We start from the raw sequence: 12,718 nt of genomic DNA, 5'->3' as shown, positions 1-12,718 counted from the left end.
TGAATTGTTTAACGACGCTTTCCTTAGCCTAGAGACAGTAACAATACCTTGGTTAAAATGCTATTCTAGCTGCATATCATGAGTCGATACTTGAGTTGAATAAAACTGACCCTAATGAATAAATCAGCCTATTTAGCCGCTATGAATGTGACAACTTGGCGAGTGCGCGACACTAAAGTAAAACCTTATTTAGTCATTTGGGACGAAAACAGCGATTTGGCTGAGGCAGAACCGCTGATCGATATAGTACTAAAGCTTATTGACGTCAAACGTGAAGAATGCGATTTCGACAGCGAGCCCCATACGGGTAAGCAGATTGTTTGGGATTTGCGACGTCATAAAGTTAGACCCCGCACGGCATGGTTAGTGTCTGAGCCGTTAGTGGATTTATTGACGGGTTTTGAGGCGAAAAGTGCACTGTGGCAGCAAATTTATCAATGGCGTGAGCAGGTTAGTGGCCAAGCCTTTAATAAATCATAACGCTTAACCGTGAATGTATTAATGATGAATATTGTGGACACATGCTTTGAATACCTCAGTTAACGATAACTTATTTGTAGAACCTACGGCACAACTTGCTGCAAATCCAGCTGTGGAGCTTGTGGCTCTTACCCTTACAGATGTTTCTCAAATGGCGCAGCTTGAATCTATGGCCCATACGCATCCTATGAGCGAGGGTAATCTTGCCGACTGTTTTGGACATTTGTACCGTGTTCTGGGTTTAAAGCTAAGTACCGATTCTAATGCTAATGTTGACGCGGACACTGAGCTAGTCCAAGGGCTTTTAGGCTTTGCCATCGTTCAGCAGATTATTGATGAAGTAACCTTATTAGATATTTGCTTATTACCCAGCCAGCAGGGTAAAGGTTACGGCAAGTTATTGCTTAATGCGCTGATAGCTTTGGCAAAAGCATCTGGCGCTGTGGTATTAATGCTAGAAGTGCGAGAGTCTAATCTTGCCGCTCGCACCTTATATCAAAAAGCCGGTTTTATTGAATCGGGTCGACGCAAAGGTTACTACCCGATAGAGGGCGGCAAAGAAGATGCTATTTTGATGGATTTAGCGATAACGCCTGAATGAGTTTTGCCCAAACAGCCATAAATCTTGGTGATGCTTGTTAATAATATTAATAAAAACAGCGCTTAAGCGCTGTTTTTATTTGAATAACCCAGATATCTGCATTAAGAGTTATTCGTCGCTCAGCAATAAGGTTACTTCACTTCTTTACCTTGGGCTTGCAGATCCGCATGGTAGCTTGAGCGCACTAACGGGCCACAGGCTGCATGGGTAAAACCTAGTTCATCGGCTAAGGCTTTCAGCTCATCAAACTCTGCGGGTGGCACATAACGTTCAACCGGTAAGTGGAACTTAGACGGTTGTAGGTATTGTCCTAAGGTGAGCATTTCAACGTTGTGGGCGCGTAAGTCTCGTAATACCTGTGCGATTTCTTCATTAGTTTCACCCAGTCCCATCATCAGGCCAGATTTAGTTGGCACATTTGGATGACGTTCTTTAAAGCGTTTTAGCAGATCGAGCGACCATTGGTAGTTAGCACCAGGGCGCGCTTTACGATAATGCATTGGCGCCGTTTCTAAGTTGTGGTTGAACACATCAGGCGGCTCAGTCGACAAAATATCTAAGGCGGCATCTATACGACCACGGAAATCAGGCACTAAGGTTTCGATCTTGATGTCTGGATTCAGTTTACGAATTTCGCGGATACAATCGGCAAAATGCTGGGCGCCACCATCACGTAAATCGTCACGATCTACCGAGGTAATGACCACGTATTTCAGCTTCATATCGCGGATTGTTTGCGCCAATTTAACCGGCTCTTCGGCGTCAGGCTTAAGCGGACGACCATGGGCTACGTCGCAGAATGGGCAACGACGGGTACAAATCGCACCCAAAATCATAAAGGTCGCAGTGCCGTGGTTAAAGCATTCTGCGAGGTTAGGGCAAGATGCCTCTTCACAGACCGAGTGCAGGCCATTTTTACGCAGCGCTTGCTTGATCTCTAAAATGCGTTGATTCGATGCCGGCAGTTTAACCCGTAACCAATCGGGTTTACGCAACATAGTGTCGCGCTCTGAGGGGACGATTTTGACCGGAATACGAGACACTTTATCGGCATCTCTTAATTTTACTCCGGGTTGTAAACGTTCAGGCCTATTCATGACGCTGCTAATCCTTGATGATGAACTAGGTGTTGATAGCCCAGTAATTGGCTAAAAGTAAGGGTAAGTTGCTCGCCCGCTTCAATCACGGTTTGTGGTCCGCCAAGCGCTTTGCATTGCACCATTTCAAGACCGGCATAACCACAAGGGTTGATGCGGCGAAATGGGGCTAAATCCATGTCGACATTGAGGGCTAATCCATGGAATGAACAGCCTTTACGAATGCGCAATCCTAGAGAGGCGATTTTGCGTTCATTCACATACACCCCCGGCGCATCGGCCTTGGCATAAGCGTTAATATCGTACTTGGCTAGCATATTGACAATGCTTTGCTCTATGTGGGTGACGAGTTGACGTACGCCGACTTTACTACGTTTAATATCAATAAGAGGATATACCACTAGTTGGCCTGGGCCGTGATAGGTCACTTGACCCCCGCGGTCTACTTGGATAACTGGAATATCACCAGCATTTAAAATATGCTCGCTTTTACCAGCTTGGCCTTGGGTAAATACGGGAGGATGCTCGACAATCCATAGTTCATCATGGCTTTCGCTGCCCCGCGTATCAGTGTAATGCTGCATTGCATGCCACACTGATTCATAATCTTGTTTTCCAAGATGTCGAATATGCAAAGTCGTGTCTTGCAAGGGCAACCTCTCCCCTTAGAAATGAGTGGCGCTATTATACGCCTCTTGACCATAAATGTAAGACAGATCACATTTCATGGCCTTGAGAAATATCTATAGTACGCGGCGTACACCATCGATTTCGGCAAGTTCAGTGTACAAAATTTCGATATGATCTTTGCTGGTAACGGTCACGCGGATAGTAATGGAGTGATAGCTACCTTTACTCGATATTTTAGTCGAGGGTGAGTAATCACCGGGTGCATGTTTTTGAACCACAGCCACGACTCTGTCAGTTAACGTTTCATGGGCTTCACCGACGACCTTGAAAGGAAATGCGCAGGGAAAATCCATCAGTTCATCAAATTTAGTGTCTAACATTATCAGTGCTCTTAGCTGTTTGAATAGAGTATATATGGTGACGATTATAACTGATTCAAGAGTGATACACTCCCCAAAAAAATAAAGCCACCCTGAGGTGGCTTTATTTATGTGTTTAGAGCTAGCTAAACCAACCAGAAAACAGTTGTTTAAAGTAATCCACTAACTGACTAAACCAGCTACCTTCGTTGATTTCTTGTAGCGTCACCAACGGGAATTGAGCGATATCCTTACCGTCGAGCTGGAAGAATAAACGACCTACAGTCTCGCCTTTCTTTAACGGTGCATCTAATGGTTTAGTGAGCTCAAAATTCGCTTTTAAGTCTTTACCACGACCACGGCTGATGGTGATAGGCGTATCAGTTGCCACGCCTAAGTCAACAGTACTCTTGTCACCGTACCAAATTGGTTGAGTGATAAAGCTGTCGCCTGCTTTATAAGGTGTTACCGTTTCAAAAAAGCGGAAGCCGTAGGTCAATAATTTCTTACTTTCAGCTTTACGAGCTGACTCGCTTTGAGTGCCCATTACCACAGAGACTAAGCGCATACCGTCTTTTGTGGCTGAAGCGACTAGGTTGTAACCCGCTCCGGAAGTATGGCCAGTTTTAATACCGTCTACGTTCATACTGTTATCCCACAATAAACCATTACGGTTGTATTGTTTGATACCATTGAATGTATAGAATTTTTCGCTGTAGACTCGATATTCTTCTGGTACGTCGCGAATTAACGCAGCGCCCAATAATGCCATATCATAGGCGGTCGATTTGTGGTTTTCAGCGTCTAAACCATGGGAGTTCTCAAAGTAGCTATCACGCATGCCGAGTTGCTTCGCCCATGAGTTCATCATATCAACGAAAGCACCCTCAGTACCGGCAATGTGCTCTGCCATGGCCACACAAGCATCGTTGCCTGACTGAATAATAATACCGCGGTTTAAATCACCCACTTTTACCGTTGTGCCAACTTCGATGAACATCTTAGATGAATCAGGGAAGTTTTTGGACCATGCATTTTTACTGATCGTTACATCATCTTCAGCAGAGACATTGCCCGCTTTCATTTCTTGACCGATAACGTAACTGGTCATCATCTTAGTTAAGCTGGCTGGGTTTAGGCTTTCGTAAGCGTTACTCTCAGCAATTATTTGCCCCGAATTATAATCCATCAAGACGTAAGCCTTGGCGGCAACTGCTGGCGCATCAGGAGTAATAACAGGCTGCGCAGCATAAACGGGGAGTGAAACACTGGAAATTAGCAGCAATGTTTTAATGGGACTTTTTACAAAATTCATCATTAACTGGGCACGTCTTTTGGTTGTATTAAATGGAAAGGATTCGAGAATATCTTCAACAGTGTACCACTTTCCGACAGTGGTTTTTAGTGAAGGTTCCTTCATCTCTATTTTTAAATCAATTCTGGTCAGAGTAAACAAGGATTACTCATGGACGATATAGCTCTGAGGAAAGCCACTTTGCTGCACTTTGTTCAGCAATTTTTCGGCTAACTCAGGCTGGCCTATAGGGCCGAGCTGTAGTCTAAACATGTTGTTTGCCGCTTGTACACGGGTTTTAACTTGATATTTTTGCTCAAGACTTTTCGCCATGGCATTAAGTTTCGGTTTATCTTTTGAGGCGACTAATTGAACGTAGTGATGGCCGCCAGTATCCTGTGCACTCGCCATACCTGAATAGGTTGCGGCTTCACTACCAATATAGATCACATCTAATTTTATCCGTGCGGTGCCGGTACCCAACATACCGAGCTTATAGGCTGCGGCGTAGGATACGTCTAGAATACGGTCCGAATGGAACGGTCCTCGATCGTTAATACGAATGATGACCTGTCGATTGTTATCTAAGTTGGTAACTCTAGCGTAACTGGGTAATGGCAGTGTTTTATGGGCGCCCGACATAGAATACATGTCGTAGGGTTCACCATTAGATGTCTCGTAGCCGTGGAATTTTTCTCCATACCAAGAGGCGCGGCCCGTATCACTATAGCCTTGGCCTGTATTCATCACCGTATACGATTCGTCATACACGGTATAGGGTTTATTGCCGCGGCGACTATAGGATTCAAACTTAGGTACAGCGTTTTGCACATGATCCACATTGGGTGGATTAAGTGGAAGTTTGTCGTTTTTCAACGAATACCGCCCCTTATTAGGATCCATATTTTTTTTGCTGGCTTTGGTACTGGTAGGGCTCGATTTATTCGTACTTGGGCTTGAAGAACACGCTGCAAGGGCAAAGCACATCATCACAGCCGCAAACGCGAAAAGACTATTTTTGAGTTGCATGCTTTTCCTTTAATTGTTGGCTAAATTGATAAACGGCCATTGAATATAAAGGACTACGATTATAGCGAGTAATTACATAAAAGTTATTTAAGCCAAGCCAATAGTCACTGTGATCCGCTTGCTCAAGTTCAATCAGTAAAGCCTTTTGTGAGATATCGATATCTCTTGAATCTGCTAAAGCTAAAGTTGGCGTTAAAATATTGGCCACTTTATAGTTTAGCTTTTCACCTGCCCATACTTTGGCTTTGGGCGCAGTTTTGCTGTTATTGACCAAAGGCAGGGCAACCGGAGCATTGGCTTGCCAACCATGTTGATGGAAATAATTAGCGACACTGCCAATGGCATCCTCTGGACTTTGTAATAAATTACGGTTACCACTATTATCGAAATCGACGGCGTAATGGCGGTAGCTTGAGGGTATAAATTGCCCGTAACCCATAGCACCCGCATAGGAACCTTTAAGGTTATTAATATCTAAGTGTTCTTCTTTGACTAAAGCCATTAACTCACCAAATTCTTTACGAAAAAAGGTGTCACGAGGTGGGTAGTGAAAACCTAACGTATAGAGGGCATCAATTACAGGGTAATTACCCATGTACTGGCCGTAGAAGGTTTCAATTCCGATAATGGCAACAATAATTTGCGGGTCAACCTGGTACTTAGCCGCGGCTTTAGCGATGGTTTCCTCGTGTTTTTTCCAAAACGCGAGCCCAGCATCAAGACGCTTTTCAGTTAAGAATATGGGGTAGTAGACATGCCAAGGCTTGGCTTCCCAAGGTCGAGTCATCGCATCGATAACGCCTTGGTTATATTTTGCTTTGTTAAGGAAGGTGAGCACCTCTGTGCGCGTAAAACCTTGTTTAATTTGCGCTTGAACAAACTCTTCTTTTAGTAATTCAGGGATTACTGGAGCCGGAGTATTAACCGCCTCAATAACCGTTGGTGTACTTGTTAGTGCGGTTTTCGGCTGTGTTGGTTCATGTGCGGTTGTGCATGCGACTAGGCATGAACTGACACAAAAAAGACCTAGTGGAGCCAAATAAGCTCGAAGAATAGGCATAAAAAAGTCCCTAAAATTATCTATCTACAAAACGTCTATGGGTATGAATGCTCATAAGAATGCCAAACCCTGTCATCAATGTCAGCATGGAAGTTCCACCATAACTCACAAGGGGCAGTGGTACACCCACCACAGGCAGGATACCTGAAACCATGCCAATATTCACAAAAACATAAACGAAGAAGGTCAATGTGATACTACCAGCGAGTAAACGTGCGAAACTGGTTTGCGCCTGAGAGGCGATGACTAAACCGCGACCTATGATGTACAGATACATAATGAGCAGCAAGATACTTCCGACTAAACCAAACTCTTCACCTATCACCGCAAAGATAAAATCAGTATGGCGCTCAGGAATAAACTCGAGTTGTGACTGAGTTCCATCAAGCCAGCCTTTACCCCAGAGTCCACCGGAACCAATAGCAATTTTTGACTGAATAATGTGATAACCCGCGCCGAGAGGATCTTGCTCGGGATCAAGCAGAGTTAGTACCCGTGTTCTTTGGTAATCGTGCATCAAGAAATACCAAAGAATGGGCAGAAACGCTAAGACTGCTACAGTAAAACTGCCGAGAATAGCCCAACTCATTCCGGATAAAAACAGCACAAAAATACCAGAAGCAGCCACTAAAATCGAGGTGCCTAAATCGGGTTGTTTAGCAATTAGTAGTGTAGGGACCAGCAAGATCACCGCGGCGCCTGCAAGGTAGCGTTTTTTGGGTGGCAGAGGAAACTTACTGATATACCAAGCCATAGTAATGGGGAAGGCGAGTTTAATCAGCTCAGAGGGTTGGAACTCCATAAAGCCTAAGTTTAACCAACGCTGAGCTCCTTTATTTATTTCGCCAAAAAAGTGTACACCAAGGAGTAAAACGATCCCTGCCAGATAAATCGGTAAGGCCCAACGTTTCAATGCTTCAGGGTTAATTTGCGCCATGGTAAACATGATGCCGAGTGACAACAGCATGCGGAATAGCTGCCGCTCCATCATCTCTAAATCTTCACCACTGGCAGAATAAATGACGAACAGGCCAAAAATCATCACAGCCAATAGGCCGAGCAATAATGGCAAGTCTAAGTGTAAGCGTTGCCAGATGGTTTGATATTGGCTGTGGCGGCTCATGGTGTGGTTTTCCAAGTATCTCTAAGCATATATTCATCGAGTATGGCACGGGCAACTGGGCCCGCATTTGCGCCACCCCAACCCGCATTTTCCATCACGACCGAAATGACAATTTTGGGGTCTTCGAACGGGGCATAGGCCACAACTAACGCATTATCGCGAAAATGTTCGGCAATTTTGCTAGCATCATATTTGGTGTTTTCAGCCACGCCAATCACCTGCGCGGTACCGGTTTTCATCGCGGCAGTATAAGGCGCATCAGTAAAGCGTGATTTATGAGCCGTTTGGCGCATAGCCTCGTTGATGATATTCCAGTTACGCGCATTTTTTAGCTCAATGGGCGGTAATTCGTTTATCGGTGAATCTACAGTCGTCGTATTATTTTTAACCGACCTCAGCAAGTGCGGTGGAAAACGGCGGCCTTTATTAGCCATAATCCCCACAGCATTCGCCAGTTGTAATGGCGTTGCGGTCCAGTAACCTTGACCGATCCCCACTGAAATAGTGTCGCCAATATACCAAGCTTGGTTGTATTTTAATCGCTTCCATTCTTTAGACGGCATATTGCCCGCAGATTCTTCAAAAATATCAATACCGGTATTTTGACCAAAGCCAAATTGCTCCATAAAGCGGGCAATATGATCGACGCCAACTTTATAAGCGAGTTCGTAGAAAAAGGTATCGCAGGACTCGGTTATCGCATTGTAAACATTGACCCAGCCGTGACCCCATCGTTTCCAGTCGCGGTATTTACGCTCAACGCCAGGAATTTGCCAGAAACCGGGATCCCACACGCGAGTATGTTCCGTAATGGCTTTTTCATCTAACCCAAGCAGTGCAAGGTGAGGCTTGATAGTGGATGCAGGTGCATATTGCCCTTGAGTCGCACGGTTAATTAAAGGGCGCGATTTATCATTGAGCAACGCACTGTAATCTTTATTATTAATACCTTGTACAAACTGGTTTGGATCGTAGCTTGGACTCGATACCATAGCTAAAACACCGCCGTCACGGGGATCGATGGCAACAATAGAACCGCGTAAACCGCTAAGTAACTCAACGGCTTTTTGCTGTAGCTTGAGATCTAAGGTGAGATAAATATCTTGGCCAGGTTCTGGTGGCACAATTCTTAAGGTACGAATTGCGCGGCCACGATTATTCACTTCTTCTTCTAAATGCCCGGGTTTTCCGTGCAATAAGGATTCATAAAATTTTTCAACGCCTTGTTTACCGATATCCTTGGTGGCAGCATAATTTTTCCATAAATCACTGCGTTCTAATTGGGCTCGGTCTCGGATATTAATTTTGCCAACATAACCTAATACATGGGTGATTTGCGGGCCAAAGGGATAGTTACGTTTAAGGCCAGCTTCGACTGTAATACCTGGAAATAAATGCTGGTTCACACTAAAAATCGCGACTTGTTCTTCAGTTAGTTGATTTTTTAGTGTTAGTGGTTTGAAGCGGCGATGAAATTTTAGCGCCTCTGTAAAGGTTTCGCGTTCATCTTCGCTGATCTCAATTAACTTACCGAGCTCATCTAAGGTCTCTGACATGTTGCTGATTTTTTCAGGTACGAGATCGAGGGAATAAAAAGGTAAATTTTCAGCTAAGAGTACACCGTTGCGATCGTAAATAAGACCACGGCTAGGTGCAATCGGGACAACGCGAATACGGTTATCGTTAGAGCGAGTTGCATAATCTTTATAGGATTCAACCTGTAAGTGATAAAGGTTGACCACTAATACGCTTAATAGAGCAAAAACGGAAAAAAAAGTGAATAGCGCTCGGCGCTTAAAAAGAGACGCCTCTGCGGCGTGATCATGCATTGTTATCCGCTTTTTTGGCGACACTTATGCTATCTCCGGCTGATCCCATGACGGGTGGTTGACACTCGTTAACATCAAGATCCCGCTATTCTCTATGGTAGGGGTGATTCGTGTTCACGCTCCACGCGCGGTACAAACTTTCGGCGACCACAACCCTCACGAGTGGGTGGGGTAAGGTTAATGCCGATAGGCACCAACTTTGATTTGCCGCTTCTTTACAGGCTGGCGCTAACCCTTCTGGTCCGCCAATCAGTAAACTGACGTCGCGACCATCGAGTTGCCATTTAGTCATTGCGGTTGCCAGCTCGGGAGTCGTCCAGTTTTTACCGGGAAGATCTAAGCTAACAATATGATTGCCTTTGGGAATAGCCGCCAACATTTGTTCGCCTTCCTTCTGTAGGATCCGGACAATGTCGGCATTTTTCCCCCGCTTTCCAGCGGGTATTTCGATGAGCTCCAGCGCCATATCACGGGGAAAGCGGCGCTGGTATTCTTCGAAACCACGGGTAACCCAGTCGGGCATCCGTGTTCCTACTGCGATGAGCTGCAACTTCATTAGTCTTGCTTATCTGACCAAAGTTTTTCAAGCTGGTAGTATTCACGGGTTTGATCTTGCATAACGTGCAGGATCACATCGCCCATGTCCACAAGAACCCATTCGCTGCTTTCGCGACCTTCAACACCTAAAGGTGGAATACCGGCTTTTTTCGCTTCAACCACAAGGTTTTCGGCGATAGCTTTAACGTGAGTCTTTGATGTACCTGAACATATGACCATGTAGTCAGTGATGTTAGATTGCTTGCTGACATCCAGAACAACAACGTCTCTGGCTTTCAAGTCGTCGATCTTGTCGACAACAAATTGTTTTAATTCCGCGCTCTGCACGCTGGCGTACCTCATTAATTTTAAATAGCGCGGTAGTATAGCAGTGTTGTGGCTCGGAATACATTGCCATTGATAGTTGAGTGAGCGATATCTGCTTACGGTTCGAGCTAAGGTAGGTAAAGTCGTTGATTTTGGATGTAATCTAGCGTGACGGGCATGAGTAAATCAGTTGGGATTTCACCTTTTGCTAGTTGTTCACGTATTCGCGTCGATGAAATATCCTGTGGCGTAACTGTCACGGGGAAAATTAGCCCACTGTTTTGCTGTCTATAACGTGCAGGCTCTTCTAACGCACTTTGACTACGAGCCGTCAATATCTGTTGCATGGGGTGGCTCATATCAAGCTGCCAGCCAGGACGTTGGCAAACCACAACATGAGCAAAGTCAAACAGGTGTTGCCATTCATACCAGCTTTGCAATTGCAGAAAAGAATCCATCCCCATGATAAAGAATAGCTCGTCTTCGGGATATAAGCTTTTCAGCTTTTCAAGCGTGATAACGGTATAGGAAGGAGTATTGCGTTTGGCTTCGATATCGCACAATACAAAGCCATCGAGCTGCTGACAAACATCATCAACCATTTTAAGGCGCTGCGCTATAGTGATATTAGGTTGTTGTTTGTGGGGCGGAATATGGTTAGGCATTAGTAAAATTTTATCTAACGCTAATGCCTGCTTAACCTCCATTGCTGGGCTAATATGTCCATAATGGATAGGATCGAAAGTGCCACCTAAAATACCAATACGCATATAAACCCTCTGGTTAGTAGATGATTAGTCTATGGTTATATGTGCCAGATGCCGGTGGGCTCTAGGATCAAATAACAGACACAGGTGGCTTAAGCTGGTCCAATCCTCTTTACCCTGTTGTTTTAAATTGAGCTCAAGTTTGGAGGCCAGAGCGAGCATATGCTCAAGTTGTTCGAGGCTGAGTCGTTGTAACGCCGCTTGATACAGTGGCTTACGTTTATCCCAAATTCGATGTTTGCTCCAAAGTGCGCTCAGCGCTGCGCCTTGGGCTTGTTCACATTTTAAATGGAATAACAAACCAAGCTCTTTAAACAAAGCCCACAGCACAATAGGTAAGGCAGTGCCTTCGCTATTGAGCTGGGTCAGCATATGTTGGGCGCTATCTTGTTTATTATTCAGTAGTGCATCGGTGAGCTGGAATACAGTGAAGCGTGACTGATCCTCAAAATAGTGATTCAGTTCATCGGCACTGATGGGTTGTATCGGGCTTAAGAGTTGCAGTAACTGCATCGCTTGGTCAGCGGCCAGTAAATTGCCTTCATACAAGGCATGCAGCATAGCGCGGGCATCAGCCTGTAGGTTGAGCTTAAAGTGTTTAATGCGGCCATCGAGCCAGCGCATAAACTGTTCGCCCTCGGGTGTAGCGCAGGGCAAATACATGCCATGGGCATCTAAGGTTTTAAACCATTTACTATTGGTTTGTTCGGTAGCGAGCTTTGGCCCCTCGATAATCAACAACATATCGGGATTAGGCGTCTGCAATAGTGCTTGCAGTGTGCTAGAACCCTCGGCGCCGGGTTTAGCTTGGGGAAGCGTAAGTTCAATCAGGCGTTTATTAGAAAACAGGCTCATGGCCTGCCATTCCTGAGTTAAGTCATGCCAGTTAAACCCCGTTTCTTGGGTGAGTTGGATTTTTTCATCAAAACCCTGACGTTTTGCTAATTGGCGGATCTGGTCTTTACTGGTTTCTATTAACCAAGGGTCATCGCCAAAAATCATATAGCAAGGTAGTAGCTGGCTAAGGTGGCGGGAGAGTTGATCGGGATAGACTCTCATTTAATCGTAGCCCCGCATTAATTAACCTCGGTGCCGGCCATTGCTTGCAGAATTTGATCAGCAGCTTGGATACGCATTTCCTTGGTCAGCAATTCCATTTCGCGACTTTTTGCCAGTGCGGTACGTGGATCGTCCAAGTAATCGCGGCGGATTTCAACCTTGAAAGGCTGCGCCTCTTTGCCCGGCAGTGCCACAGCAAATTCGACTAAATAAATCAGCTCATACTCGGCAACATTACCCGTGGGATACAAAGACAAGGTCGAGCGCGCTAAGGAGTCTGTGATTAGCCTTAATACCGGAACGTCATCAGCAGCCTCAACAACCTTAATATTGTTCAAGCGTAGGCGTTCACGTACTAAGCGGGTGAGTTCGCTGTATTCATCCGCGCTACTCAAACTTAGCTGATGGAGGGCATCAGGTATCTGATAGTTACGTTGAAGCTTAAAACCGCAACCGGCACTGGTCATAATGACCAGTGCCATGATTGCGAAGCATATGCGTTTGATTAGCATAAGTTTTCGCGGTT

At 45.2% G+C, this 12,718-nt stretch carries 15 protein-coding genes; 2 read left to right on the top strand and 13 right to left on the bottom strand.

Annotated features, from left to right (window positions below):
• The first annotated feature begins 114 nt into the window (after positions 1-114).
• The gene (locus L2717_RS15675) at positions 115-480 is read left to right on the top strand and encodes a DNA polymerase III subunit psi (RefSeq protein WP_220773006.1); all 366 of its coding nucleotides are present in this window, start codon (positions 115-117) and stop codon (positions 478-480) included.
• A 46-nt stretch (positions 481-526) separates the two neighbouring features.
• Positions 527-1,081 carry a ribosomal protein S18-alanine N-acetyltransferase gene (gene rimI, locus L2717_RS15670; protein WP_283106126.1) on the top strand — a complete coding sequence of 185 codons (555 nt, stop codon included), beginning with the start codon at positions 527-529 and terminating at the stop codon, positions 1,079-1,081.
• A 131-nt stretch (positions 1,082-1,212) separates the two neighbouring features.
• On the opposite strand, the gene lipA is transcribed toward rimI, so the two are convergent.
• The 13 genes from lipA to L2717_RS15605 all read right to left on the bottom strand — a co-directional run bounded on the left by lipA (position 1,213) and on the right by L2717_RS15605 (position 12,704).
• The gene (gene lipA, locus L2717_RS15665; RefSeq protein WP_006082760.1) at positions 1,213-2,178 is read right to left on the bottom strand and encodes a lipoyl synthase; all 966 of its coding nucleotides are present in this window, start codon (positions 2,176-2,178) and stop codon (positions 1,213-1,215) included.
• Positions 2,175-2,828 carry a lipoyl(octanoyl) transferase LipB gene (lipB, locus tag L2717_RS15660; protein WP_220773005.1) on the bottom strand — a complete coding sequence of 218 codons (654 nt, stop codon included), beginning with the start codon at positions 2,826-2,828 and terminating at the stop codon, positions 2,175-2,177. The genes lipA and lipB overlap by 4 nt, the downstream gene beginning before the upstream one ends.
• A gap of 93 nt (positions 2,829-2,921) precedes the next feature.
• Positions 2,922-3,188, bottom strand: coding sequence for a DUF493 family protein YbeD (gene ybeD / locus L2717_RS15655; protein WP_220773004.1), 267 nt, complete (start codon positions 3,186-3,188; stop codon positions 2,922-2,924).
• Between the two features lie 121 nt (positions 3,189-3,309).
• On the bottom strand, positions 3,310-4,485 hold the full coding sequence (locus L2717_RS15650) for a serine hydrolase (RefSeq protein ID WP_220773016.1): 1,176 nt from the start codon (positions 4,483-4,485) through the stop codon (positions 3,310-3,312).
• Positions 4,486-4,626: 141 nt separating this feature from the next.
• The gene (locus L2717_RS15645; protein ID WP_220773003.1) at positions 4,627-5,490 is read right to left on the bottom strand and encodes a septal ring lytic transglycosylase RlpA family protein; all 864 of its coding nucleotides are present in this window, start codon (positions 5,488-5,490) and stop codon (positions 4,627-4,629) included.
• A complete protein-coding gene (mltB, locus tag L2717_RS15640; RefSeq protein WP_220773002.1) occupies positions 5,474-6,550 on the bottom strand; it encodes a lytic murein transglycosylase B in 1,077 nt (358 codons plus the stop codon). The genes L2717_RS15645 and mltB overlap by 17 nt, the downstream gene beginning before the upstream one ends.
• Before the next feature lie 16 nt (positions 6,551-6,566).
• On the bottom strand, positions 6,567-7,673 hold the full coding sequence (gene rodA, locus L2717_RS15635) for a rod shape-determining protein RodA (protein WP_220773001.1): 1,107 nt from the start codon (positions 7,671-7,673) through the stop codon (positions 6,567-6,569).
• Positions 7,670-9,526, bottom strand: coding sequence for a penicillin-binding protein 2 (gene mrdA, locus L2717_RS15630; RefSeq protein ID WP_220773000.1), 1,857 nt, complete (start codon positions 9,524-9,526; stop codon positions 7,670-7,672). The genes rodA and mrdA overlap by 4 nt, the downstream gene beginning before the upstream one ends.
• A gap of 61 nt (positions 9,527-9,587) precedes the next feature.
• A complete protein-coding gene (gene rlmH / locus L2717_RS15625) occupies positions 9,588-10,058 on the bottom strand; it encodes a 23S rRNA (pseudouridine(1915)-N(3))-methyltransferase RlmH (RefSeq protein WP_220772999.1) in 471 nt (156 codons plus the stop codon).
• The gene (gene rsfS, locus L2717_RS15620) at positions 10,058-10,387 is read right to left on the bottom strand and encodes a ribosome silencing factor (protein WP_220772998.1); all 330 of its coding nucleotides are present in this window, start codon (positions 10,385-10,387) and stop codon (positions 10,058-10,060) included. Before rsfS ends, rlmH begins: the two co-directional genes overlap by 1 nt.
• Positions 10,388-10,494: 107 nt before the next feature.
• Positions 10,495-11,136 carry a nicotinate-nucleotide adenylyltransferase gene (nadD, locus tag L2717_RS15615; protein WP_220772997.1) on the bottom strand — a complete coding sequence of 214 codons (642 nt, stop codon included), beginning with the start codon at positions 11,134-11,136 and terminating at the stop codon, positions 10,495-10,497.
• Positions 11,137-11,160: 24 nt separating this feature from the next.
• Positions 11,161-12,192 carry a DNA polymerase III subunit delta gene (holA, locus tag L2717_RS15610; RefSeq protein ID WP_220772996.1) on the bottom strand — a complete coding sequence of 344 codons (1,032 nt, stop codon included), beginning with the start codon at positions 12,190-12,192 and terminating at the stop codon, positions 11,161-11,163.
• A gap of 17 nt (positions 12,193-12,209) precedes the next feature.
• The gene (locus L2717_RS15605; RefSeq protein ID WP_220772995.1) at positions 12,210-12,704 is read right to left on the bottom strand and encodes an LPS-assembly lipoprotein LptE; all 495 of its coding nucleotides are present in this window, start codon (positions 12,702-12,704) and stop codon (positions 12,210-12,212) included.
• Positions 12,705-12,718: the final 14 nt, after the last annotated feature.

The organism is Shewanella glacialipiscicola, from assembly GCF_023283485.1.
Lineage (GTDB): Bacteria > Pseudomonadota > Gammaproteobacteria > Enterobacterales > Shewanellaceae > Shewanella > Shewanella glacialipiscicola.
This window is presented reverse-complemented; position numbering and strand designations above follow the sequence as displayed.